Source organism: Pseudomonas sp. B21-012 (genome assembly GCF_024749305.1).
GTDB lineage: Bacteria > Pseudomonadota > Gammaproteobacteria > Pseudomonadales > Pseudomonadaceae > Aquipseudomonas.
In genome coordinates this window covers 5,359,251-5,383,567 of sequence record NZ_CP087197.1, presented here as the reverse complement: position 1 = coordinate 5,383,567, position 24,317 = coordinate 5,359,251, and the positions used below count along the sequence as shown (strand labels likewise).

Annotated in this window: 22 protein-coding genes, 5 tRNA genes and 3 rRNA genes; 19 read left to right on the top strand and 11 right to left on the bottom strand. The window is 58.9% G+C overall.

The features are described from left to right. The first annotated feature begins 203 nt into the window (after positions 1-203). Genes LOY37_RS24795 through LOY37_RS24780 form a run of 4 tightly spaced genes read left to right on the top strand, consistent with a single transcriptional unit; the run spans position 204 to position 3,447 of the window. Positions 204-797: an aminodeoxychorismate/anthranilate synthase component II gene (locus LOY37_RS24795; protein ID WP_195885148.1), complete on the top strand. Its 594-nt coding sequence runs from the start codon at positions 204-206 to the stop codon at positions 795-797. Positions 798-806: 9 nt separating this feature from the next. Next, complete coding sequence (trpD, locus tag LOY37_RS24790) at positions 807-1,856, top strand: anthranilate phosphoribosyltransferase (protein WP_045199323.1); 1,050 nt, start codon at positions 807-809, stop codon at positions 1,854-1,856. After that, complete coding sequence (gene trpC, locus LOY37_RS24785) at positions 1,853-2,689, top strand: indole-3-glycerol phosphate synthase TrpC (RefSeq protein ID WP_258715923.1); 837 nt, start codon at positions 1,853-1,855, stop codon at positions 2,687-2,689. Before trpD ends, trpC begins: the two co-directional genes overlap by 4 nt. Before the next feature lie 53 nt (positions 2,690-2,742). Then, on the top strand, positions 2,743-3,447 hold the full coding sequence (locus LOY37_RS24780) for a lipoyl protein ligase domain-containing protein (RefSeq protein ID WP_258715922.1): 705 nt from the start codon (positions 2,743-2,745) through the stop codon (positions 3,445-3,447). On the opposite strand, the gene crp is transcribed toward LOY37_RS24780, so the two are convergent. Then, a complete protein-coding gene (gene crp / locus LOY37_RS24775) occupies positions 3,444-4,088 on the bottom strand; it encodes a cAMP-activated global transcriptional regulator CRP (protein ID WP_045199329.1) in 645 nt (214 codons plus the stop codon). The genes LOY37_RS24780 and crp overlap by 4 nt on opposite strands. A 192-nt stretch (positions 4,089-4,280) precedes the next feature. On the opposite strand from crp, the gene LOY37_RS24770 reads away from it, so the two are divergent. Next, positions 4,281-4,703, top strand: coding sequence for an OsmC family protein (locus LOY37_RS24770; protein WP_010221469.1), 423 nt, complete (start codon positions 4,281-4,283; stop codon positions 4,701-4,703). 31 nt (positions 4,704-4,734) lie between these two features. On the opposite strand, the gene LOY37_RS24765 is transcribed toward LOY37_RS24770, so the two are convergent. The 8 genes from LOY37_RS24765 to hemJ all read right to left on the bottom strand — a co-directional run bounded on the left by LOY37_RS24765 (position 4,735) and on the right by hemJ (position 10,085). Continuing rightward, a complete protein-coding gene (locus tag LOY37_RS24765) occupies positions 4,735-5,154 on the bottom strand; it encodes a hypothetical protein (RefSeq protein ID WP_258715921.1) in 420 nt (139 codons plus the stop codon). Next, on the bottom strand, positions 5,154-6,194 hold the full coding sequence (locus LOY37_RS24760; RefSeq protein ID WP_258715920.1) for a DUF2157 domain-containing protein: 1,041 nt from the start codon (positions 6,192-6,194) through the stop codon (positions 5,154-5,156). Before LOY37_RS24760 ends, LOY37_RS24765 begins: the two co-directional genes overlap by 1 nt. Before the next feature lie 8 nt (positions 6,195-6,202). After that, entirely contained in the window at positions 6,203-6,850 is a 648-nt protein-coding gene (coq7, locus tag LOY37_RS24755) for a 2-polyprenyl-3-methyl-6-methoxy-1,4-benzoquinone monooxygenase (protein WP_258715919.1), read from the bottom strand. Positions 6,851-6,915: 65 nt separating this feature from the next. After that, positions 6,916-7,254, bottom strand: a complete 339-nt coding sequence (locus LOY37_RS24750) for a histidine triad nucleotide-binding protein (protein WP_045199336.1) — start codon at positions 7,252-7,254, stop codon at positions 6,916-6,918. A 71-nt stretch (positions 7,255-7,325) separates the two neighbouring features. Further along, a complete protein-coding gene (locus LOY37_RS24745) occupies positions 7,326-8,099 on the bottom strand; it encodes an SDR family oxidoreductase (RefSeq protein ID WP_045199338.1) in 774 nt (257 codons plus the stop codon). Positions 8,100-8,179: 80 nt separating this feature from the next. After that, complete coding sequence (locus LOY37_RS24740; protein WP_052676537.1) at positions 8,180-8,638, bottom strand: DUF805 domain-containing protein; 459 nt, start codon at positions 8,636-8,638, stop codon at positions 8,180-8,182. A gap of 31 nt (positions 8,639-8,669) precedes the next feature. Then, positions 8,670-9,626, bottom strand: coding sequence for a nitronate monooxygenase family protein (locus LOY37_RS24735; RefSeq protein WP_093378996.1), 957 nt, complete (start codon positions 9,624-9,626; stop codon positions 8,670-8,672). A gap of 33 nt (positions 9,627-9,659) precedes the next feature. Then, complete coding sequence (gene hemJ, locus LOY37_RS24730) at positions 9,660-10,085, bottom strand: protoporphyrinogen oxidase HemJ (protein WP_045199341.1); 426 nt, start codon at positions 10,083-10,085, stop codon at positions 9,660-9,662. Between the two features lie 142 nt (positions 10,086-10,227). On the opposite strand from hemJ, the gene argC reads away from it, so the two are divergent. Both argC and erpA read left to right on the top strand, forming a co-directional pair. Further along, positions 10,228-11,262 carry an N-acetyl-gamma-glutamyl-phosphate reductase gene (gene argC, locus LOY37_RS24725; RefSeq protein ID WP_213603112.1) on the top strand — a complete coding sequence of 345 codons (1,035 nt, stop codon included), beginning with the start codon at positions 10,228-10,230 and terminating at the stop codon, positions 11,260-11,262. A 158-nt stretch (positions 11,263-11,420) separates the two neighbouring features. Continuing rightward, on the top strand, positions 11,421-11,771 hold the full coding sequence (erpA, locus tag LOY37_RS24720) for an iron-sulfur cluster insertion protein ErpA (protein WP_010221479.1): 351 nt from the start codon (positions 11,421-11,423) through the stop codon (positions 11,769-11,771). 57 nt (positions 11,772-11,828) lie between these two features. Here the strand turns inward: erpA and LOY37_RS24715 are convergent, their stop codons facing one another. Continuing rightward, positions 11,829-12,920 carry an anhydro-N-acetylmuramic acid kinase gene (locus LOY37_RS24715; protein WP_258715918.1) on the bottom strand — a complete coding sequence of 364 codons (1,092 nt, stop codon included), beginning with the start codon at positions 12,918-12,920 and terminating at the stop codon, positions 11,829-11,831. Positions 12,921-12,923: 3 nt separating this feature from the next. Then, positions 12,924-14,345 carry a peptidoglycan DD-metalloendopeptidase family protein gene (locus LOY37_RS24710; protein WP_045199347.1) on the bottom strand — a complete coding sequence of 474 codons (1,422 nt, stop codon included), beginning with the start codon at positions 14,343-14,345 and terminating at the stop codon, positions 12,924-12,926. A 210-nt stretch (positions 14,346-14,555) separates the two neighbouring features. Here LOY37_RS24710 and tyrS point away from each other — a divergent pair, with 210 nt between their 5' ends. The 12 genes from tyrS (at position 14,556) to LOY37_RS24650 (ending at position 24,241) form a co-directional block, all read left to right on the top strand. Beyond that, positions 14,556-15,755 carry a tyrosine--tRNA ligase gene (gene tyrS, locus LOY37_RS24705; RefSeq protein WP_045199348.1) on the top strand — a complete coding sequence of 400 codons (1,200 nt, stop codon included), beginning with the start codon at positions 14,556-14,558 and terminating at the stop codon, positions 15,753-15,755. 604 nt (positions 15,756-16,359) lie between these two features. Continuing rightward, a 16S ribosomal RNA gene (locus LOY37_RS24700) occupies positions 16,360-17,896 on the top strand. 85 nt (positions 17,897-17,981) lie between these two features. Continuing rightward, positions 17,982-18,058: transfer RNA gene (locus LOY37_RS24695), tRNA-Ile, on the top strand. Between the two features lie 10 nt (positions 18,059-18,068). Beyond that, a tRNA-Ala gene (locus tag LOY37_RS24690) sits at positions 18,069-18,144 on the top strand. A gap of 222 nt (positions 18,145-18,366) precedes the next feature. Further along, positions 18,367-21,257: ribosomal RNA gene (locus LOY37_RS24685) — 23S ribosomal RNA — on the top strand. A 136-nt stretch (positions 21,258-21,393) separates the two neighbouring features. Then, positions 21,394-21,509 (top strand): 5S ribosomal RNA (gene rrf, locus LOY37_RS24680). Together the 16S, 23S and 5S rRNA genes with 2 tRNA genes alongside form the textbook arrangement of a ribosomal RNA operon. 164 nt (positions 21,510-21,673) lie before the next feature. After that, positions 21,674-22,633: a bifunctional biotin--[acetyl-CoA-carboxylase] ligase/biotin operon repressor BirA gene (birA, locus tag LOY37_RS24675; RefSeq protein WP_258595105.1), complete on the top strand. Its 960-nt coding sequence runs from the start codon at positions 21,674-21,676 to the stop codon at positions 22,631-22,633. Continuing rightward, entirely contained in the window at positions 22,623-23,369 is a 747-nt protein-coding gene (locus tag LOY37_RS24670) for a pantothenate kinase (protein ID WP_258715917.1), read from the top strand. Before birA ends, LOY37_RS24670 begins: the two co-directional genes overlap by 11 nt. Before the next feature lie 7 nt (positions 23,370-23,376). Next, on the top strand, positions 23,377-23,805 hold the full coding sequence (locus LOY37_RS24665; RefSeq protein WP_045202405.1) for a hypothetical protein: 429 nt from the start codon (positions 23,377-23,379) through the stop codon (positions 23,803-23,805). A gap of 152 nt (positions 23,806-23,957) precedes the next feature. Beyond that, positions 23,958-24,041, top strand: a tRNA-Tyr gene (locus LOY37_RS24660). 24 nt (positions 24,042-24,065) lie between these two features. Continuing rightward, a tRNA-Gly gene (locus LOY37_RS24655) sits at positions 24,066-24,139 on the top strand. A gap of 26 nt (positions 24,140-24,165) precedes the next feature. After that, a tRNA-Thr gene (locus tag LOY37_RS24650) sits at positions 24,166-24,241 on the top strand. Positions 24,242-24,317: the final 76 nt, after the last annotated feature.

Below are 24,317 nucleotides of genomic sequence, written 5' to 3'. Positions count from 1 at the left end.
GGCCCACGCCCGTTGGCGTTGGCGCGCCTGACTTTATCTCTTGCCGGTTAGCCGGCCCTGTACCGCTTTGCCTTTCTGAATGCTTTACCTGCTGTAACCGGCGCTTGCTGGTGTGCACCGGGAAGCTCGCACCTGTAGCACCGAGCACAGGTACATCGAAAGGCATGTATTCAAAGTCAGTAGATGCAAGAGGTTGAACCCAGATGTTACTGATGATCGACAACTACGACTCCTTTACCTACAACGTCGTGCAATACCTCGGCGAGCTGGGTGCAGAGGTCAAGGTCATTCGCAATGACGAACTGACCATCGCCCAGATCGAAGCCCTTAACCCCGAGCGCATTGTCGTTTCCCCTGGCCCCTGCACCCCGACCGAAGCCGGTGTGTCGCTGGAGGCCATCAAGCATTTTGCCGGCAAGCTGCCGATCCTCGGCGTATGCCTGGGCCACCAGTCCATCGGCCAGGCCTTCGGCGGTGAAGTCGTGCGCGCCCGCCAGGTGATGCATGGCAAGACCAGCCCGGTGCTGCACAAGGACCAGGGCGTGTTTGCCGGCCTCAACAACCCGCTGACCGTCACCCGCTACCACTCGCTGGTGGTCAAGCGCGAAACCCTGCCCGAGTGCCTGGAACTGACCGCCTGGACCGCCCTTGAAGACGGCTCGGTGGACGAGATCATGGGCCTGCGCCATAAAGAGCTGAATATCGAAGGGGTGCAGTTCCACCCCGAATCGATCCTCACCGAGCAGGGCCACGAGCTGTTCGCCAATTTCCTCAAGCAGACCGGCGGCCGCCGTTAAGGATCGAACATGGATATCAAGAGCGCGCTGAGCCGCATCGTCGGCCACCTGGACCTGAGCACCGAAGAAATGCGCGACGTCATGCGCGAAATCATGACCGGCCAATGCACCGAGGCGCAGATCGGCGCCTTCATGATGGGCATGCGCATGAAGAGCGAGAGCATCGATGAAATCGTCGGTGCCGTGTCGGTGATGCGCGAGCTGGCCGACAAGGTCGAGCTCAACACCCTCGACCAGGTGGTCGACGTGGTCGGCACTGGCGGTGATGGCGCCAACATCTTCAACGTATCCACCGCTTCGGCCTTTGTCGTCGCCGCCGCCGGTTGCACCGTGGCCAAGCACGGTAACCGTGCGGTCTCGGGCAAGAGTGGCAGCGCCGACCTGCTGGAAGCCGCTGGCATCTACCTGAACCTGACGCCGGTTCAGGTCGCACGCTGCATCGATAGCGTCGGCATTGGCTTCATGTTTGCCCAGACCCACCACAAGGCGATGAAATACGCCGCTGGCCCGCGTCGTGACCTGGGCTTGCGTACCCTGTTCAACATGCTCGGCCCGCTTACGAATCCGGCCGGGGTCAAGCACCAGGTCGTCGGTGTGTTCACCCAGGCACTGTGCCGCCCACTGGCTGAAGTGCTGCAACGCCTGGGCAGCAAGCATGTGCTGGTGGTGCATTCGAAAGATGGCCTGGACGAATTCAGCCTGGCGGCGCCAACCTTCGTTGCTGAACTCAAGAACGACCAGATCAGCGAGTACTGGGTCGAGCCCGAAGACCTCGGCATGAAAAGCCAGAGCCTGCATGGCCTGGCCGTGGAGAGCCCGGCCAAGTCGCTGGAGCTGATCCGCGATGCCCTGGGCCGGCGCAAGACCGAGAACGGCCAGAAGGCTGCGGAAATGATTGTGCTCAACGCCGGCGCCGCACTGTACGCCGCCGACCACGCCATGAGCCTCAAGCAGGGCGTGGAGCTGGCTCACGACGCATTGCACACTGGCCTTGCCCGGGAAAAACTCGAAGAGCTCGGTGCCTTTACCGCGGTATTCAAGCAGGAGAATGAAGGATGAGTGTGCCGACGGTTCTGGAAAACATTCTGGCGCGAAAGGTCGAAGAAGTCGCCGAGCGCAGCGCCCGTGTCAGCCTTGCCGAGCTTGAACGCCTGGCGGCCGCTGCCGATGCGCCACGCGGTTTTGCCAAGGCCCTTATCGAACAGGCCAAGCGCAAGCAGCCTGCAGTCATTGCCGAAATCAAGAAAGCCTCGCCAAGCAAGGGCGTGATCCGCGAAAACTTCATTCCGGCCGACATTGCCGTCAGTTACGAGAAGGGCGGGGCGACCTGCCTGTCGGTGCTGACCGACGTCGATTACTTCCAGGGTGGCGACATTTACCTGCAACAGGCGCGCGCCGCGTGCAAGCTGCCGGTGATTCGCAAGGACTTCATGATCGATCCTTATCAGATCGTCGAAGCCCGGGCCTTGGGCGCCGACTGTGTGCTGCTGATCGTTGCCGCGCTGGATGATGTGAAGATGGCCGAATTGGCCGCGACGGCAAAAGGCGTGGGCCTCGATGTGCTGCTCGAAGTGCACGACGGCGACGAGCTGGAGCGGGCGCTGAAGACTGTCGACACGCCGCTGGTGGGCGTCAACAACCGCAACCTGCACACCTTTGAAGTCAGCCTGGAAACCACCCTCGACTTGCTGCCGCGCATCCCCCGTGATCGTCTGGCTATCACCGAGAGCGGCATCCTCAACCGCGCCGACGTCGAGCTGATGCAAATCAACGAGGTCTACTCCTTCCTGGTCGGCGAAGCGTTCATGCGCGCCGAACACCCGGGGCTGGAGCTGCAGCGCCTGTTCTTCCCGGAGCGTGTGGTGCAGAACCCGGTGCAAGGCCTGGACTGATTCAACTCTGAAGCCGGCGATGCCGGCTTTTTTGTCTCTACAAGGTTAATGCGATGACTGATCAAGTGCTTGATGTCACTGTCGAGGCCGGGCTGCACGCCGAGCAGGAACTGCTGGCGGCGGTATGCAAGGGCGAAAAGGATCATGGCCTGTTGTTCTGGCGTCCGACCGATCATGCCCTGGTCATGCCCCGACGCATGAGCCGCCTCGAAGGCTTCGAGGCGGCCTGCGCCGAGCTAGCGATTGCCGGTTGGCCGGTGCTGCTGCGCGAAACCGGTGGTGAGCCAGTGCCGCAGTCGCCGGCGGTGATCAACATCGCCCTGATTTACGTCGCACCAAAAAGCGAAGGTGATCACGGCCGCATCGAAAACGCCTACGAGCGCCTGTGCCTGCCGCTGTGTGATGTGCTGCGCGAATGGGGCGGGATGGCATCGGTGGGGGAAATCGAAGGGGCGTTCTGCGATGGCCGCTACAACGTCAACCTCAACGGTCGCAAACTGGTCGGCACTGCCCAGCGCTGGCGCCAGGGCCTGGGTGGCAAGCGCCCGGTGGTGTTGGTACATGGTGCGTTGCTGCTGGATAACCAGCGCGAGTCGATGGTGGCGGCGGTCAACCGCTTCAACGAATGCTGCGAGCTGGAGCAGCGCTGCCTGGCCGACAGCCACATCGCTTTGCACGAGGTGGTACCCGAGGCGCCGCTGCTCGAGCGCCTTGGCCAGGCCTATGCCGAAGTGATCAAGGGCATCGCCCGCGATTAACGGGTACCGAAGACCACCATGGTCTTGCCCTTGACGTGTACCAGGCTGCGCTCTTCGAGATCCTTGAGGACGCGGCCAACCATCTCCCGCGAACAACCGACGATGCGGCCGATTTCCTGGCGGGTGATCTTGATCTGCATGCCGTCGGGGTGGGTCATGGCGTCTGGCTGCTTGCACAATTCCAGCAGGCAGCGGGCTACCCGGCCGGTGACGTCGAAGAAGGCCAGGTCGCCGACCTTGCGCGTGGTGTTGCGCAGGCGCTGGGCCATCTGGCTGCCCAGGGCATAGAGAATGTCCGGGTCGTGACGCGCCAGTTCACGGAATTTTTCGTAGCTGATTTCTGCAACTTCACATTCGCTTTTGGCCCGCACCCAGGCGCTGCGCTGGTGTTCCTGGCCGGCTGGTTCAAACAGCCCCAGCTCGCCGAAAAAGTCGCCACTGTTGAGGTAGGCGATTATCATTTCGTGGCCGTTGTCATCCTCGATAAGGATGGTCACCGAGCCCTTGACGATAAAGGACAGGGTTTCGGCCTTGTCACCGGCGCAGATGATGTTGCTCTTGGCCGCATAGCGGCGGCGCTGGCAATGGACCAGCAGCTTGTCGATGTTCTTGATCTTGGCTGGAAGGGCTGATGCAACCATGGCTGGATCCCGGTCAGGAGGCGACGCTTCAATTTCTTTTATAGATAGTCTGGCGATTAGCGCCAGTGATTTGGCGTCAGCTTATCAGACACTTGTCCTTCTATCGGCAGATTTACTCATGCGCTTGAGCTTTTCCGCCGGGCTCGCAGGGTCTAAGCTGGCAGCCTTTTTTCAATCAAGGGAGTCCAGGTAATGAAGGCGCGTATCCAGTGGGCAGGTGAAGCCATGTTTCTGGGCGAATCGGGCAGTGGCCATGTGGTCGTGATGGATGGCCCGCCCGAGGCCGGTGGCCGCAACCTGGGTGTACGGCCCATGGAAATGCTGTTGTTGGGCCTGGGTGGCTGCAGCAACTTCGATGTGGTCAGCATCCTGAAGAAATCCCGCCAGGCAGTAGAGAGCTGCGAAGCTTTCCTTGAAGCCGAGCGCGCCAGCGAAGACCCGAAGGTATTCACCAAAATCCACCTGAATTTCGTGGTCAAGGGCCGTGGCCTGAAAGAAGCCCAGGTCAAGCGTGCGGTCGAGCTGTCGGCAGAGAAGTATTGCTCGGCCTCGATCATGCTCGGCCGGGCCGGTGTCGAGATCACCCACAGCTACGAGATTGTCGAGCTCGGTTGATTACCAGCAAGCCCGCTCCTGTGGGGGCGGGCTAACGGCGCAGGCGCTCCAGCCCGATCAGCCAGGCCAGCCCCGGAACCAGCGCCACCAGCAACCAGTGCAGGTTGAAGACGAGCAAACCGACGATTTCTGCGCTACTCCAGGTATTGCCAAAGGCGTCGGCAAATATCAGGCACTGCAGCCAGGCCGTCAGCGCGGCCGATAGCACAAAGGCCAAGGCAAGCAGGCGCTGCCTGTGAATGAAGCAGCCCGCCAGCAGCAACAGCAGTTGCCCGGGCAGTGAGAACACCCACAGGTCGACGGCACTGTTGCCATCAGGTTGGGAGATGTCAGGCAGTTTCAGGCTAAAGGGTTCCCCGCTCATGCCGGCGGTCAGCAGGCACACGAACAGATAAGCCACCAGCACCAGCCCCAGGCTTTGCAGCAAGCGAAGGCAAAATAACCGAATCATCAGTGGCGCAACCCCGGCAGCAGCTTCAGCAAGCCTTGCGGCAATCGCGCCTGCAAACGGCTGCTCAAAGCCTCGCGGTGCTTCTGATAGAAAAGCCCCAGGCCAATCACGCCCAACCCGATCAGGGTCAGCACCACCGGGAACAGCAGCGACTCGGCAAACACCTCGTAAGACAGGTAACCCAGGTACATCGCCACGCCCATGCCACCAAAGACTATGAACAGCGGACGGCGCAGCAACAGTGCTATGCCCATCAGGCCAAGGTTGATCAGACCATAAAGCGCTTTGTCCCATTCACTGTCGGTATCCAGCAGCGGCAAGCCGAGCCAGAAGGCCAGCAATCCGGCCAGATAGCCCCAGAAGGCATAGTCCTGGCGGGTGCGACCGTCGATCACCAGGAACACCAGCAATGTCGCCAGGCCAAACCACAGTGACACCGTACGCCGCTGATTCCAGTCGAAAGCCTCGCCATAGAACCATTCGCTCAGGTCCATGGACATGAACCACAAGGCCACGGCAATCGGCATGACGATGAACGGAAACGGGATCAGGCGCAGCATCAACAAGCCGGCCAGTATCGTCGCCGCCTCCATCAGCAGCCAACCGTCCTGCACGTAGGTGTAGTAGTTGTGGTAGTTGCCCTGGGCGTTGTCCAGTAGCCAGAAACCGCTGAGTCGCTGCGCCGCAAACACTGCCAGCGGTACGATGCTCACCGCCACCGCAGCAAGTACGCCAGCAGGGATGACCTGGCCGCGGCGTTGCATTAGCAAGGCGCCCAGGGTCAGTACGCCGATATAAATCAGTGAGACCAGCAGCAGGGCGCTGTCACCGACGCGCATCCAGGCTTCACTGAGCAGCCAGCCCATGGCGGCCATGATCAGCAGGGCGCCGAAGTAAAACGCCACGTGGGCCAGCTGGAAACTGGCCTGGGTTTGCGGCTGGCGCTTGAGAAATTCAAGCAGGGCCTGATCCTGGCCCGGGTTCAGAACGCCGGCGCTGACTGCGCGGGCCAGGTCCTTGGCGTCGAAGCGTTCCGTCATCGGTGGTCCTAGATACGATAAGTGCTTTTGGTCATGACCTTGGCCATCAGGCTCATGCCGAACTTGACCGGTGCCGGGAAGCGGAAGCCGCCAGCATCCAGGGCCGATTCGGCATGTTGCTCTTCGTCGATGCGCATCTGCTCAAGAATCGCCCGGGATTTTTCATCCTCGGCCGGGATTTGCTCCAGGTGTTCGTCCAGGTGCTTGCACACCTGATGCTCGGTGGCGGCGACAAAACCCAGGCTGACCTTGTCGCTGACCAGGCCCGCGAGGGCACCGATGCCGAAGGACATACCGTAGAACAGCGGGTTGAGGACGCTGGGGTGGCTGCCGAGCTGGCGAATTCGCTGTTCGCACCAGGCCAGGTGGTCGATTTCTTCTTCGGCGGCGTGCTCCATGGCCTTGCGAACCTGGGGCAGCTTGGCGGTCAGGGCCTGGCCCTGGTACAGCGCCTGGGCACAGACTTCACCGGTATGGTTGATACGCATGAGCCCGGCCACATGGCGGGTCTGGGTTTCGTCGAGGGCGACATCCGGCTGGATGATCGCCGGCGACGGCCGGGAAGGCTGGCCGCTGAAGGGCAGCAAGGTGCGCATGGCGGTGTCGGCCTGCAGCAACAAGCGGTCGAGCGGGGAATAGTGACGTTCGGTAGCCATCGGGCACCTCCGCAAGAATGTGCCCGACAGTTTACCCCAATCGCGATGCCGGGGCTTGCCCTGGATCAGCCCGGTGGCCAGTGCATCTGACGCTGGCCAAGCACGTGCATATGAATGTGGTAGACGGTCTGCCCACCCAGCTCATTGCAGTTCATGACCACGCGAAAGCCGTCTTCGCAGCCCAGTTCCTTGGCCAGCCGCTGGGCGGTGAACAGGATGTGCCCGGCCAGGCCCTTGTCTTCTTCGGTCAGATCGTTGAGGGTGCGGATCGGTTTTTTCGGGATGACCAGAAAATGTACCGGTGCCTGCGGGGCGATATCGTGGAAGGCCAGAACCTGGTCGTCCTCGTAGATGATCTTGGCCGGGATTTCCCGGTTGATGATCTTGGTAAACAGAGTATCCACTACGGCTGCTCCATGAGGGTGATCGGACTTGAGTGTACGCAGGCCAGACGCTTGCGCCCAGCCCTGTACAACTAGCGCGGGCAATAGGCCTGGTTGATGGCGCCGGCCAGCTTGCGTGCCAGCCAGCGCGATAGCCAGCGCGGGCTGAAGGCCAGCCAGCGGTTGCGCCGGCCGGGGATGATCAATGCGCGGTTCTTGTCCAGGGCGCGTACGGTATACAGCGCGACTTCTTCCGGGCTCAGGCTGCGTTGGCCGTTTTCCAGCCGCGGGATACGTCGCAACGGCGAACGCACCGGGCCTGGGCACAGCACCGAAACCTTGATGCCGGTGCGTTTGAGCTCTTCGCGCAGGCCTTCGGAAAAGTGCAGCACATAGGCTTTGCTTGCCGCGTAGCTGCTCATCCACGGGCCGGGCGCGAAGGCGGCAAGCGAAGCGACGTTGAGTATCTGCCCGCCGCCCTGAACCGCCATGGCATTGCCAAGGGCGTGGCAGAGGCGGGTCAGGGCGAGGATGTTCACCTCGATCAGGTCCTGCTCATCGCTCCATTCCTGGGCCAGAAAGTGCCCGTAGGAGCGAATGCCGGCGCAGTTGACCAGCAAGTCGATGTGCCGCTCGCTTTCTTCCAGCTCCAGCAGGAACCCCGACAACCGCAACGGCTCGCCCAGGTCGCAGGCACGAAACAGCACTTCGACGCCAAACCGCTGGGTCAGCTCGATGGCGATGCTTTCCAGCGGGTCGCGCTGTCGGGCCACCAGGATCAAATTGCGTCCCCGACGTGCCAGCGCCTCGGCCAGTGCCAGGCCCAAGCCGCTGGAGGCACCGGTGATCATGGCGTAACGGGTCATGCAGTTCTCCAGTCGGGAAGGGTGGCCAAAGTGCGCAGTTTACAGGTGCCGGGCCCGGAGTGCTGCTACCCGTGGCGTGTCTAGATGCCGGGGCGGGTGACGGTGACGTATGCAAGCCCGGCAACCAGGACCAGCCACAGCCAGGCCAGGATCACCACTGCGTTGTTGTTGGGCACTGGCGGCGCACCGAAGCGGTTGCTGCCACGCGTGCCGGGCATCAGTACCAGCACCAGGATGAAGAAGTTGCCGACCCATGGCAGGATCGACAGCCAGCAGAACCAGCCGCTCCAGTTCAGGTCGTGCAGGCGCTGGACGATGAACAGCATGCTCAGGATCCGTGCCGACAACAGGCCGATCATCATCAGGCCGCCGAGGTCCAGCGACATTGAACTGGACAGCAAGGCCACCAGGAAAATGCCGCCGATGGTCGCAGCGAACAAGACCAGGCTCCAGGCCAGCAGGCGCACGCGGCCAATTCGCCCTTCCAGGCTCATGACCTTGGGTTTGCTCGAATTGGCGAGAGTCAGAGTGTCATACATGCGGGCTTCCTTTGCCGTGATAATGCGTGAGTCAGCCCGGCCAGCGATGGCCAAGGGCTGTGGCCGAGGCGTGCGCCTGGCGGTATTCGGTATCCAGGCGGGTAATCAGTTGCTCGACCGAGCAGAGCTGGTCGATGGCACCGACACCTTGTCCGGCAGACCAGACGGTCTTCCAGGCCTTGGCCTCGTCGTCGATGGGTTTGAGCTTGGTCTCGGTGTGGCTGCGCAGGGCGGCCATGTCGAAACCGGCGTTTTCCAGGCTCTGGCGCATGAAGCTGGCAGGCACCCCGGAAACCGCAGCGGTGTGGATGATATCGGCTGCCTTGGCTTCAAGCATCATTTCTTTGTAAGGCCCCGGCGCCTGGCTCTCGTGGGTGGCGATAAAGCGCGTACCCAGGTAGGCGAGGTCAGCGCCCAGCAACTGCGCGGCGAGGATTTCCTGGCCACGGTTTATGCAACCGGCCAGCAGCAAGGTCTTGTCGAAGAACTGGCGAATCTCGGCGATCAGGGCGAACGGGCTCCAAGTGCCAGCGTGGCCGCCGGCGCCCGCAGCCACGGCAATCAGACCGTCGACGCCGGCCTCGGCGGCTTTCTCGGCATGCCGGCGGGTGGTCACGTCATGGAACACCAGGCCGCCATAGCTGTGCACGGCATCGACCAGTTCCTTCACCGCCCCGAGGCTGGTGATGACGATCGGCACCTTGTGCTCGACGCACAACGCCAGGTCTGCCTGCAGGCGCGGGTTGCTCTGGTGCACGATCAGGTTGACGGCATAGGGTGCAGGTTTGTCGAGGGCCGCGAGGCCCGTTTCGATCTCTTCCAGCCAAGCCTTGAAGCCTGCGCTGTCGCGCTGGTTCAGGGCCGGGAAACTGCCGACCACGCCATTGGCACAACAGGCCAGTACCAGTTGCGGATTGGAGATCAGAAACATCGGCGCCGCTACCACCGGCAGGCGCAAGCGTTGTTCGAGCAGGGCAGGCAATGACATGGCAGGTTTCCCGAGGCTGAGTATGGGTTTAGGTTAGAACGGTTTGACCACCACCAGAATTACCACGGCCAGCAGGACCAGCACCGGCACTTCATTGAACCAGCGGTAGAACACGTGGCTGCGGGTGTTTTCGCCGCGGGCGAAGCGCTTGAGCTGTGCGCCGCACATATGGTGGTAACCGATCAGCAGCACCACCAGGGTGAGCTTGGCGTGCATCCAGCCCTGGCTCATGAAGCCCGGGGTCAGGCTCAGCAGCCAGATGCCGAAGACCAGGCTGGCGATCATCGCCGGCAGCATGATGCCGCGGTAGAGCTTGCGCTCCATGATCACGAAGCGTTCCTGGCTGATGCTGTCCTGGCTTTGTGCGTGATAGACGAACAGGCGCGGCAGGTAGAACAGGCCGGCAAACCAGCAGACTACGCTGACGATATGCAGCGCTTTGATCCAGAGAAAAAGCATGGGGTTGAGTTCCTTCAGGGTTCACGGTGGTCAGATAGTAGAGGCAAGGGGCCCGGCGAGCCATCGCAACAGTTGTGGGCGTGTTTCAGCGCCCCTATTATCGTGGGCTTTCCTGATGGTTCGTTGATAAGGGGCACGCGTTATGGTCAAGGTCGGTATCGTTGGCGGCACGGGTTACACCGGGGTCGAGCTGCTGCGTCTGTTGGCACAGCATCCACAGGCCGAGGTGGCAGTGATCACCTCGCGTTCCGAAGCTGGTCTGGCGGTTGCCGATATGTACCCGAACCTGCGAGGCCACTACGACGGCCTGGCCTTCAGCGTGCCGGACGTGAAGACCCTGGCCGCCTGCGACGTAGTGTTCTTTGCCACCCCGCACGGTGTCGCCCACGCCCTGGCCGGCGAGCTGCTGGCCGCGGGCACCAAGGTCATCGACCTGTCCGCCGACTTCCGCCTGCAGGACGCCGATGAGTGGGCCAAGTGGTACGGCCAGCCGCACGGCGCGCCCGAGCTGCTCAAGGACGCGGTCTACGGCCTGCCTGAAGTCAATCGCGAGCAAATTCGCCAGGCACGCCTGATCGCCGTGCCGGGTTGCTACCCAACCGCTACCCAGCTTGGCTTCCTGCCGCTGCTCGAAGCCGGTATCGCCGACGCCTCGCGGCTGATCGCCGACTGCAAATCCGGGGTCAGCGGCGCCGGCCGTGGCGCGGCGGTGGGCTCGCTGTTCTGTGAGGCGGGCGAAAGCATGAAGGCTTACGCGGTCAAGGGGCACCGTCACCTGCCGGAAATCACCCAGGGCCTGCGCCGGGCGGCGGGTGGTGATGTCGGACTGACCTTCGTGCCGCACCTGACCCCGATGATCCGCGGTATCCATTCGACCCTGTATGCAACCGTCGCCGATACCTCGGTCGATCTGCAGGCACTATTCGAAAAACGCTACGCCGATGAACCGTTCGTCGACGTAATGCCGGCCGGCAGCCACCCGGAAACCCGCAGCGTGCGCGGTGCCAACGTCTGCCGAATTGCCGTGCACCGTCCACAGGGCGGCGACCTGGTGGTGGTGTTGTCGGTGATCGACAACCTGGTCAAGGGCGCGTCGGGGCAGGCGGTACAGAACCTCAACATCCTCTTTGGCCTGGACGAGCGCATGGGGCTTTCCCACGCCGGTCTGCTTCCGTAAACGCCAGCTTTCAAGCTGCAAGTAAAAGGTGCACGCGATCCGCTTATAGCTTGCGGCGCACCTCTTGCAGCTTTTGTATTGTTGACCGCTTTTCTCGGAGAAGCGGATAATGCGCGTCATCACGCATTATGGCGGCATAGCGCCGGGAGATAGTCAGCATGAGCGTCGAATCCTTCACCCCTGTGGCATTGCAGTTCACTGAGGGTGCAGCGCACAAGGTGAAGACCCTGGTCGATGAAGAAGGCAATGATCGCCTGAAGTTGCGAGTTTTCGTGACCGGCGGCGGTTGCTCGGGTTTTCAGTACGGTTTCACTTTCGATGAAGACGTTGCCGAAGACGACACCATCGTCGAGCGCGAAGGCGTGGCTCTGGTTGTCGATCCGATGAGTTTCCAGTATCTGGCAGGAGCCGAGGTAGATTACCAGGAAGGCCTGGAAGGCTCGCGTTTCGTTATCAAGAACCCGAACGCCACCACGACCTGTGGTTGCGGCTCCTCGTTCTCGATCTGATCGCCAGGGCAGTACCGCAAACGCCGCGCTGATGCGCGGCGTTTTGCTGTCTGCGAGTTATGCCGGGTAGATCGCGCCCAGTACCCGCAGGCCACGGGCAGCGGTGACGCTGGGGCGGTTGGCGGGGATGCGCTGCAGGCAGCAGTGGGCCAGCCAGGCAAAGGCCATGGCCTCAACCCAGTCAGGGTCGATCCCGCAAGCGGCAGTGCTGCTGACCCGGGCATTGGGCAACAGAGCAGCCAGGCGCTGCATCAGCACGCTATTGTGGGCGCCGCCGCCGCAGACCAGCAGTGCCTGGGTATCATCCTGTGCCGCTTGCAGCGAGCTGACGATGCTACGGGCGGTCAGTTCCAGCAGGGTGGCCTGCACGTCTTCATCCCGAAGGCTTGGCTGAGGGGCCAGGTGCTGATTGAGCCAAGGCAGGTTGAACACTTCGCGGCCGGTACTTTTCGGGCCGCTGCCTGCGAAGAACGGATCGCTCAGCAGCGAGGCGAGCAGGCCTGGGATAACCTGGCCGGTGCCCGCCCAGGCACCATTGGCGTCATAGCTGTGCCCTTGTTTCTGCTGAATCCAGGCATCGAGCAGCACGTTACCCGGCCCGCAGTCGAAGCCGCTGACTGGTTTGTCCTGTTCGATCAGGCTCAGATTGCTGAAGCCACCGACATTGAGCACCGCCAGGCGTTGGCCCTGATGGGCGAACAGGGCTTCGTGAAAGGCCGGTACCAGCGGCGCGCCCTGGCCGCCGGCGGCAACGTCACGGCGACGGAAGTCGCTGACCACGCTGATGCCGGTAAGCTCGGCCAGCAGCGCCGGGTTGCCGATCTGTACGGTAAAGCCGCGCGCCGGTTCGTGGCGGATGGTCTGGCCGTGGCTGCCGATGGCGCGAATGGCCTCGGGCGTGAGGTTGCGCGCGGCCAGCAGGTGCTGGATACCTTCGGCGGCAAGCTGCACCCAGCGGTTTTCGGCCAGGGCGGCGCGGGCGATCTCGTCCGGCCCGCTGGCGCACAGGGCCAGCAGGTCCTGGCGCAGGTCGGCGGGCATGGGGATGTAATGGGTGGCGAGCAGCGTGAGTTGCTGCTCCTGTTCGATCAAGGCGATGTCCAGGCCATCGAGGCTGGTCCCGGACATCACACCCAGATAGAGCGGCATTGCTTAACGCTTGCTCGAAGCAAGCAGAGTGGCCTTTTCCTGGTCCATGCGCGCAACCAGTGGCTGGCTTTGCTGCAGGAAACGCTGGCGCTCGGCCTTGGCGATCGGATCAGCCATTGGCAACTTCTGCCCGAGCGGGTCGACGTGGACGCCGTTGACCTGGAACTCGTAGTGCAGGTGCGGGCCGGTAGACAGGCCGGTGGTGCCAATGTAGCCGATGATCTGCCCTTGCTTGACGGTGCCGCCGGTCTTCACGCCCTTGGCGAAGCCCTGCATGTGCCCGTACAGGGTCTGGTAGCGGTTACCGTGCTGGATGATCACGGTGTTGCCGTAGCCGCCGCGGCGGCCTGCCAGCAGCACTTTACCGTCACCGGCCGCCTTGATCGGTGTGCCGCGTGGTGCTGCGTAGTCGACACCTTTGTGCGCGCGGATCTTGTTCAGGATCGGGTGCTTGCGGCCAGCCGAGAAGCGCGAGCTGATGCGGGCGAAATCAACCGGAGTGCGGATGAACGCCTTGCGCATGCTGTTGCCGTCGGCGGTGTAGTAGTTGGTGTTGCCCTGCTTGTTGGTGTAGCGCACTGCGGTGAAACTCTTGCCGCGGTTGGTGAAGCGGGCAGAGAGGATGTTGCCGGTACCGACGACCTTGCCGTTCATGACCTTCTGTTCATAGATCACGTCGAACTCGTCGCCCTGGCGGATATCCTGGGCGAAGTCGATGTCATACCCGAAGATGCGCGCCATATCCATGGTCAGGTTGTGATTCAGGCCGGCACGCTGGGCCGAGGCCGATAGCGAACTCTTGATCACGCCATGTACATAGGCCGAGCGCACCACGGGCTTGCTGATTTCACGGTTGAACGCGTAACCGTTTGCGCTCTTGGTCAGGCGAATGGTTTCCAGGTCGCTGAGCTTGCTGTGCAGGCTGGCCAGCTGGCCGTCCTTGTCCAGTTCGATCTGCAGTACCTGGCCATGCTTGAGCTGGCTGAACTGCTTGGCCTGCTTGTTACTGGCCAGCACTTCATGCACGGCGGTGGCCGGCAGGCCGACCTTGGCGAACAGGGTCGACAGGGTATCGCCACGGCTCACGGTGACTTCGCGGTGGCTTGGGTCCTTGGCTGGCGCGGCTTCGGCAGCGGCGGGCGCAGGCTCGGTCTTGGCGGTTTCCTCGGTTGCTGCGGCGCTGTTGTCGATCTGCGCAAACGGCGAGGGGGCGGCGTCGGTGTTCTGGGTAAGTGGGGCGTCCTGTTCCTGCTTGAGTTGCTCTGCCGGGCTTTCCAGCTCCAGGTTCAGGGTGGTTTTCTTGGCTTCGACCTCGCTGGATGGGAACACCAGCAAGGCCAGGCTGAGTAAGGCGGCGATGCCGCTGGCGGCCAACAGGTGGCTCTTCGGATAAAGCGGGGGCGCTTTAGGCGGTTCGTTGGTCATAGATGAATTGACTTTGAAATAGATGAAGTGGAAAAGATGAATGACATGATGAAGATGAAATAACTGTATAAAATATAACCAAATCCCCTTCAGCGCAAGCGCGCAGACGTCATCAGTCGGCTTCGAGGTCACACTCGGGGCAAAAACTTGTATTTGATGGCTGATCTTGTATGGTTGGGTCCCTTTGAATCTGAGCCTTACGGGTCTGTTATGAAGTCGGTTGAAGAGCAGCTAGCGCTGATCAAGCGTGGAGCGGAAGAGGTACTGGTCGAGTCCGAGTTGGTCGAGAAGCTCAAGCGCGGGCAGCCGCTGCGGATCAAGGCGGGTTTTGACCCGACTGCGCCTGACCTGCACCTGGGGCATACCGTCCTGATCAACAAGCTGCGCCAGTTCCAGGACCTGGGTCACCAGGTGATCTTCCTGATTGGCGACTTCACCGGCATGATCGGTGACCCGAGCGGCAAGAGCGCTACCCGTCCGCCGCTGACCCGCGAGCAGGTACTGGATAACGCCGAGACCTATAAACAGCAGGTGTTCAAGATTCTCGACCCGGCCAAGACCGAAGTCGCGTTCAACTCCACCTGGATGGACAAGCTCACCCCGGCCGACTTCATTCGCCTGGCGTCGCAGTACACCGTGGCGCGCATGCTCGAGCGCGACGACTTCGACAAGCGCTACACCACCAACCAGCCGATCGCGATCCATGAGTTCCTCTATCCGCTGGTGCAGGGTTATGACTCGGTGGCACTCAAGTGCGACGTCGAGCTCGGCGGTACCGACCAGAAGTTCAACCTGCTGATGGGGCGCGAGCTGCAACGTGCTTACGGCCAGGAAGCACAGAACATCGTGACCATGCCGCTGCTCGAAGGGCTCGACGGCGTGAAGAAGATGTCCAAGTCCCTGGGCAATTATGTCGGCATCCAGGAAGCCCCCGGGGTGATGTACAGCAAGCTCGTGTCGATTCCTGATACCCTGATGTGGCGTTACTTCGAGCTGCTGAGCTTCCGTTCCATGGAAGAGATCGAGCAGTTGCGTGCCGATGTCGCCAATGGCGCAAACCCGCGTGACATCAAGATCAAGCTGGCGGAAGAGATCGTTGCCCGCTTCCATGGCGAGGAGGCTGCTGCCAATGCTCACCGCGCGGCAGGTAACCGTATGAAAGAGGGCGAGTTGCCGGAGGATCTGCCTGAGGTTGAGGTCTCTGCGGCTGAAGGCTTGCCGATCGCTGCCGTGTTGAACCGCGCGGGTCTGGTGAAGAACTCGGCGATGGCGCGGGATCTGCTCAATGGCGGCGCGGTGAAGGTCGACGGTGCGGTGGTTGATCGTGATTTCATGTTTGCACTTGGCGCGACCCATGTATGCCAGGCGGGCAAGAAGGCATTTGCCCGGGTTACCCTCAAGGCTGAGTAGGCGGTAGTGGCAAGCTATAAGCTGCAGGCTACAAGTTGGGCGCGGTGATGCTGCTTTTACTTGTAGCTTGAAGCTTGCTGCTTATAGCCAAAACGCCCCTTCTGAAACAAAGTTGAAATAAGTCCTTGACGCCCCTGCAGATCTCTCTATAATTCGCCCCACTTCCGGCGCAGTCGGAACTGAAAACTCCTTGAGTTTCAAAGAGTTATCGGTTCCAGGGTCATCCGGAGGTGCTTCGATCGAAAGATCGGCAGCGGTGAAAAAGGCAGTTGACAGCGGTTTGAAACGCTGTAGAATTCGCCTCCCGCTACGAGAGATCGCAGCGAGTCAAGTGTTTGAAGTGAAACGAAAAACTTCAAAATAAACGCTTGACAGGCTCTGAGGAAAGCGTAGAATGCGCGCCTCGGTTGAGGCGAAAAGCTCTTAACCAACCGCTCTTTAACAACTGAATCAAGCAATTCGTGTGGGTGCTTGTGAGCTCAGACTGATAGTCAAAAAGATTATCAGCATCACAAGTGGCTACACGAAAATCGAAAGATTTGAAAGTAAGTCATTTGAGATTGCTGAGCCAAGTTTAGGGTTTTCTCAAAACCCAAGCAGTATTGAACTGAAGAGTTTGATCATGGCTCAGATTGAACGCTGGCGGCAGGCCTAACACATGCAAGTCGAGCGGATGAGAAGAGCTTGCTCTTCGATTCAGCGGCGGACGGGTGAGTAATACCTAGGAATCTGCCTGGTAGTGGGGGACAACGTTTCGAAAGGAACGCTAATACCGCATACGTCCTACGGGAGAAAGCAGGGGACCTTCGGGCCTTGCGCTATCAGATGAGCCTAGGTCGGATTAGCTAGTTGGTGAGGTAATGGCTCACCAAGGCGACGATCCGTAACTGGTCTGAGAGGATGATCAGTCACACTGGAACTGAGACACGGTCCAGACTCCTACGGGAGGCAGCAGTGGGGAATATTGGACAATGGGCGAAAGCCTGATCCAGCCATGCCGCGTGTGTGAAGAAGGTCTTCGGATTGTAAAGCACTTTAAGTTGGGAGGAAGGGTACTTACCTAATACGTGAGTATTTTGACGTTACCGACAGAATAAGCACCGGCTAACTCTGTGCCAGCAGCCGCGGTAATACAGAGGGTGCAAGCGTTAATCGGAATTACTGGGCGTAAAGCGCGCGTAGGTGGTTCGTTAAGTTGGATGTGAAATCCCCGGGCTCAACCTGGGAACTGCATCCAAAACTGGCGAGCTAGAGTAGGGCAGAGGGTGGTGGAATTTCCTGTGTAGCGGTGAAATGCGTAGATATAGGAAGGAACACCAGTGGCGAAGGCGACCACCTGGGCTCATACTGACACTGAGGTGCGAAAGCGTGGGGAGCAAACAGGATTAGATACCCTGGTAGTCCACGCCGTAAACGATGTCAACTAGCCGTTGGAATCCTTGAGATTTTAGTGGCGCAGCTAACGCATTAAGTTGACCGCCTGGGGAGTACGGCCGCAAGGTTAAAACTCAAATGAATTGACGGGGGCCCGCACAAGCGGTGGAGCATGTGGTTTAATTCGAAGCAACGCGAAGAACCTTACCAGGCCTTGACATGCAGAGAACTTTCCAGAGATGGATTGGTGCCTTCGGGAACTCTGACACAGGTGCTGCATGGCTGTCGTCAGCTCGTGTCGTGAGATGTTGGGTTAAGTCCCGTAACGAGCGCAACCCTTGTCCTTAGTTACCAGCACGTTATGGTGGGCACTCTAAGGAGACTGCCGGTGACAAACCGGAGGAAGGTGGGGATGACGTCAAGTCATCATGGCCCTTACGGCCTGGGCTACACACGTGCTACAATGGTCGGTACAGAGGGTTGCCAAGCCGCGAGGTGGAGCTAATCTCACAAAACCGATCGTAGTCCGGATCGCAGTCTGCAACTCGACTGCGTGAAGTCGGAATCGCTAGTAATCGCGAATCAGAATGTCGCGGTGAATACGTTCCCGGGCCTTGTACACACCGCCCGTCACACCATGGGAGTGGGTTGCACCAGAAGTAGCTAGTCTAACCTTCGGGAGGACGGTTACCACGGTGTGATTCATGACTGGGGTGAAGTCGTAACAAGGTAGCCGTAGGGGAACCTGCGGCTGGATCACCTCCTTAATCGACAGACATCAGCTGTCTTATGAGCTCCCACACGAATTGCTTGATTCATTGAAGAAGACGATATCGGTAACAGCTCTTAACTGGGTCTGTAGCTCAGTTGGTTAGAGCGCACCCCTGATAAGGGTGAGGTCGGCAGTTCGAATCTGCCCAGACCCACCAGTTTCTTGTTGGGGCCATAGCTCAGCTGGGAGAGCGCCTGCCTTGCACGCAGGAGGTCAGCGGTTCGATCCCGCTTGGCTCCACCACCCCTTGCTACCGTGTCAAAGCTTAGAAATGAATATTCGCGTCGAATATTGATTTCTGAACTTTTTCAGAATCGTTCTTTAAAAATTTGGGTGTGTGATAGAAAGATAGACTGGACAGCACTTTCACTGGTGTGTGTTCAGGCTAAGGTAAAATTTGTGAGTAATTACAAGTTTTCGGCGAATGTTGTCTTCACAGTATAACCAGATTGCTTGGGGTTATATGGTCAAGTGAAGAAGCGCATACGGTGGATGCCTTGGCAGTCAGAGGCGATGAAAGACGTGGTAGCCTGCGATAAGCTTCGGGGAGTCGGCAAACAGACTTTGATCCGGAGATCTCTGAATGGGGGAACCCACTCAGCATAAGCTGAGTATCTTGTACTGAATACATAGGTGCAAGAGGCGAACCAGGGGAACTGAAACATCTAAGTACCCTGAGGAAAAGAAATCAACCGAGATTCCCTTAGTAGTGGCGAGCGAACGGGGACTAGCCCTTAAGTGGCTTTGAGATTAGCGGAACGCTCTGGAAAGTGCGGCCATAGTGGGTGATAGCCCTGTACGCGAAAATCTCTTAGTCATGAAATCGAGTAGGACGGAGCACGAGAAACTTTGTCTGAATATGGGGGGACCATCCTCCAAGGCTAAATACTACTGACTGACCGATAGTGAACCAGTACCGTGAGGGAAAGGCGAAAAGAACCCCGGAGAGGGGAGTGAAATAGATCCTGAAACCGTATGCGTACAAGCAGTGGGAGCCTACTTTGTTAGGTGACTGCGTACCTTTTGTATAATGGGTCAGCGACTTATATTCAGTGGCGAGCTTAACCGAATAGGGGAGGCGTAGCGAAAGCGAGTCTTAATAGGGCGTTTAGTCGCTGGGTATAGACCCGAAACCGGGCGATCTATCCATGGGCAGGTTGAAGGTTAGGTAACACTGACTGGAGGACCGAACCGACTACCGTTGAAAAGTTAGCGGATGACCTGTGGATCGGAGTGAAAGGCTAATCAAGCTCGGAGATAGCTGGTTCTCCTCGAAAGCTATTTAGGTAGCGCCTCATGTATCACTGTAGGGGGTAGAGCACTGTTTCGGCTAGGGGGTCATCCCGACTTACCAAACCGATGCAAACTCCGAATACCTACAAGTGCCGAGCATGGGAGACACACGGCGGGTGCTAACGTCCGTCGTGAAAAGGGAAACAACCCAGACCGTCAGCTAAGGTCCCAAAGTTATGGTTAAGTGGGAAACGATGTGGGAAGGCTTAGACAGCTAGGAGGTTGGCTTAGAAGCAGCCACCCTTTAAAGAAAGCGTAATAGCTCACTAGTCGAGTCGGCCTGCGCGGAAGATGTAACGGGGCTCAAACCATACACCGAAGCTACGGGTATCACTTAGGTGATGCGGTAGAGGAGCGTTCTGTAAGCCTGTGAAGGTGAGTTGAGAAGCTTGCTGGAGGTATCAGAAGTGCGAATGCTGACATGAGTAACGACAATGGGAGTGAAAAACTCCCACGCCGAAAGACCAAGGTTTCCTGCGCAACGTTAATCGACGCAGGGTTAGTCGGTCCCTAAGGCGAGGCTGAAAAGCGTAGTCGATGGAAAACAGGTTAATATTCCTGTACTTCTGGTTATTGCGATGGAGGGACGGAGAAGGCTAGGCCAGCTTGGCGTTGGTTGTCCAAGTTTAAGGTGGTAGGCTGAGATCTTAGGTAAATCCGGGATCTTAAGGCCGAGAGCTGATGACGAGTTGCCATTAGGCGACGAAGTGGTTGATGCCATGCTTCCAAGAAAAGCTTCTAAGCTTCAGATAACCAGGAACCGTACCCCAAACCGACACAGGTGGTTGGGTAGAGAATACCAAGGCGCTTGAGAGAACTCGGGTGAAGGAACTAGGCAAAATGGCACCGTAACTTCGGGAGAAGGTGCGCCGGTGAGGGTGAAGGACTTGCTCCGTAAGCCCATGCCGGTCGAAGATACCAGGCCGCTGCGACTGTTTATTAAAAACACAGCACTCTGCAAACACGAAAGTGGACGTATAGGGTGTGACGCCTGCCCGGTGCCGGAAGGTTAATTGATGGGGTTAGCTAACGCGAAGCTCTTGATCGAAGCCCCGGTAAACGGCGGCCGTAACTATAACGGTCCTAAGGTAGCGAAATTCCTTGTCGGGTAAGTTCCGACCTGCACGAATGGCGTAACGATGGCGGCGCTGTCTCCACCCGAGACTCAGTGAAATTGAAATCGCTGTGAAGATGCAGTGTATCCGCGGCTAGACGGAAAGACCCCGTGAACCTTTACTATAGCTTTGCACTGGACTTTGAATTTGCTTGTGTAGGATAGGTGGGAGGCTTTGAAGCGTGGACGCCAGTTCGCGTGGAGCCATCCTTGAAATACCACCCTGGCAACTTTGAGGTTCTAACTCAGGTCCGTTATCCGGATCGAGGACAGTGTATGGTGGGTAGTTTGACTGGGGCGGTCTCCTCCTAAAGAGTAACGGAGGAGTACGAAGGTGCGCTCAGACCGGTCGGAAATCGGTCGTAGAGTATAAAGGCAAAAGCGCGCTTGACTGCGAGACAGACACGTCGAGCAGGTACGAAAGTAGGTCTTAGTGATCCGGTGGTTCTGTATGGAAGGGCCATCGCTCAACGGATAAAAGGTACTCCGGGGATAACAGGCTGATACCGCCCAAGAGTTCATATCGACGGCGGTGTTTGGCACCTCGATGTCGGCTCATCACATCCTGGGGCTGAAGCCGGTCCCAAGGGTATGGCTGTTCGCCATTTAAAGTGGTACGCGAGCTGGGTTTAGAACGTCGTGAGACAGTTCGGTCCCTATCTGCCGTGGACGTTTGAGATTTGAGAGGGGCTGCTCCTAGTACGAGAGGACCGGAGTGGACGAACCTCTGGTGTTCCGGTTGTCACGCCAGTGGCATTGCCGGGTAGCTATGTTCGGAAGAGATAACCGCTGAAAGCATCTAAGCGGGAAACTTGCCTCAAGATGAGATCTCACTGGAGCCTTGAGCTCCCTGAAGGGCCGTCGAAGACTACGACGTTGATAGGTTGGGTGTGTAAGCGCTGTGAGGCGTTGAGCTAACCAATACTAATTGCCCGTGAGGCTTGACCATATAACACCCAAGCAATTTGAGCGAAAGCCAGATTGCGGTGTTGTGAAGACTGCACAGCCGAAGATTTGTAACTCACAAACATCACATACCCGATTCGCTGGAGTGTCTTAAACAAGACCTTCTCGCAACAGAATTTCTTGACGACCATAGAGCATTGGAACCACCTGATCCCATCCCGAACTCAGCAGTGAAACGATGCATCGCCGATGGTAGTGTGGGGTTTCCCCATGTGAGAGTAGGTCATCGTCAAGATTAAATTCCGAAACCCCTATCTGCATATGCAGGTAGGGGTTTTGTCTTTCTGGCTGTTTCCTCTGTGGGCGGTGACCACAGAGGGCCATTCCTACAGCTCAGTTTTCTATGCAATCCCCACCTGCATGGCTATCATGCCCTCCTCATTGTGAGTCGAGATTGGCATGCTGAAGTTGTTGAAGCTCCTCAAGGATGGCCGGTTCCATTCCGGGCAAGACCTGGGCGCAGCCTTGGGCGTCAGTCGCGCCGCTGTCTGGAAGCAATTACAGCTTCTTGAGGCTGAGCTGAACCTGCCCATTCATAAAGTCCGTGGCCGCGGCTACCAGTTGGCCACGCCGTTGTCGTTGCTGGAAGAATCGGCCATAGCCGAGCTTTCCCAGGGCGAACAATGGCCAGTATTGATATTCGAATCCATCGACTCGACCAATGCCCAGGCCCTGCGCTCAATCAGCGAAGGCCAGGCTGCGCCGTTCCTGGTGCTGGCTGAGCGTCAGGCGGCGGGGCGCGGCCGACGCGGTCGTCAGTGGGTCAGCCCATTCGCGGAAAACCTCTATTACAGCCTGGTGTTGCGTATTGAAGGCGGCATGCGCCAGCTGGAAGGTCTGAGCCTGGTGGTTGGCCTGGCGGTAATGCGTACGCTGCAGGCCTTTGGTGTTGCCGGCGCAGGACTGAAATGGCCGAATGATGTTCTGGTAAACAATCAGAAGATCGCCGGTATCCTCCTGGAACTGGTCGGAGATCCTGCGGACGTCTGTCACGTCGTGCTGGGGATTGGTATCAACGTCAACATGCAGGTCAACGAGCAGATCGATCAGTTGTGGACGTCAGTGCGTCGTGAGACAGGGGTGGCAGTCGATCGTAATAAACTGGTGGCTGCGCTCAGTCAGAACCTGCAGCAGGATCTGCAGCGCCATCGGCAATCCGGATTCGCCGCGTTCCAGGCCGAGTGGGAACAATCCCATCTGTGGCAGGGGGCTGCGGTGTCCTTGATTGCCGGAGTCAACCGGATTGACGGAATTGTTCTAGGCATTGACCGGCAAGGGGCGCTGCGGCTCGAGGTCGATGGTGTTGAAAAGAGCTTTAGCGGTGGTGAGCTCAGTTTGAGGTTGCGTGATGATTCTTGAGCTCGATTGTGGCAACAGCTTTATCAAGTGGCGAGTCATCAGCGCTACTGAGGGCGCCGTTATTGCCGGCGGCATTGTGGACTCCGATCAGGCCCTGGTGGCTGCCGTCACGGCGCTCCCTGCAGCGCCCCGGCGCTGCCGCCTGGTCAGTGTCAGAAGTGAGGAGGAGACCGCTGGCCTTTCGGCGCTGCTCGCCCAGCATTTTGGCTTGAGCGTCGTGGTGGCTCAGCCTGCCAGGGAGGTCGCTGGCGTACGCAATGGCTATGAAGATTACCAGCGCCTCGGCCTGGATCGCTGGCTTGCGGTGCTGGGCGGCTTTCACTTGGCCCGTGGCGCGTGTCTGGTGATGGATTTCGGTACGGCGGCCAAGGCTGACTTCGTTTCGGCCGACGGCGAGCACCTGGGTGGCTTCATCTGCCCGGGCATGCCGTTGATGCGTAGCCAGCTGCGTACCCACACCCGACGCATCCGCTATGACGATGCCTCCGCTGAGCGCGCACTGTCGAGCCTTGCCCCTGGGCGTTCTACCGTCGAGGCGGTAGAGCGTGGCTGCGTGCACATGCTTCAGGGCTTTGTCCGCTCGCAGCTTGAGCATGCCCATGAGTTGTGGGGTGATGATTTCACTGTGTTGCTGACCGGGGGCGATGCGCTCCTGGTGCAAAAGGCCGCTCCACAGGCCCGGGTGGTTCCGGACCTGGTATTTGTTGGCCTGGCCATGGCTTGTCCCCTGGATTGAGGTGCCTATGCGTTGGTTGTTTCTGTTGTTGGTGGTGCTCAACGTCTTTTATTACGTCTGGCACCAGCAGGAAGCGCCGTTGAAGGCCAAGGAAGTGGCGCCGTTGTCGCTATACAAGGGAAATCAGCAGGATATTCGTCTGCTGAGCGAGTCGAGCAAGGGTAAAACTGCGCCCGAGCGTGGCCAGGAGTGCCTCTATGTAGGTGGCTTGGTGGGCCAGGATCAGCTTAAAGCGCTGCGTCAGCGCTTGCTGACCCTGGATATCGCTGCTGCTCCGGTGACCGGCCGCCTGGGGGACAGCACGGGTTTGTGGTTGCAGATTGCGCCCCAGAGCCAGCGTTTGCTGGACCAAACCGTGCTCGGGACACTTTCCCATGATTTCAAAGACTTAAAACATAAAATAATGTTGTGCGAGGGTATTGCAACTGGCGAATAGCTTGATAGAATGGCGCCCGCTTCACAGGGAACACCACTGAGGTGGTAGAGCTGGAAGCGGTGTTAAAGCAGCTAAGTTTCAGATTTGATTGAAAAAATTTGAAAAAACGCTTGACACTTGATCGGTATCTGAATAGAATGCCGGCCAATTCTGGAGGGATTCCCGAGCGGTCAAAGGGGACGGACTGTAAATCCGTTGCGAGAGCTTCGAAGGTTCGAATCCTTCTCCCTCCACCAGTTTTAGCGAGAGCCGCAAGCTCCGCGGGTATAGTTTAGTGGTAGAACCTCAGCCTTCCAAGCTGATGATGCGGGTTCGATTCCCGCTACCCGCTCCAGGTTTGCTGTTGTTGCACAGTGTTACGCTCTTGTAGCTCAGTTGGTAGAGCACACCCTTGGTAAGGGTGAGGTCAGCGGTTCAAATCCGCTCAAGAGCTCCATATAACAAGGCAGATATGAAAATATCTGCCTTTGTTTTAATGGTCATATTGACTTGCTTGTTTCTTATTGCTGAGG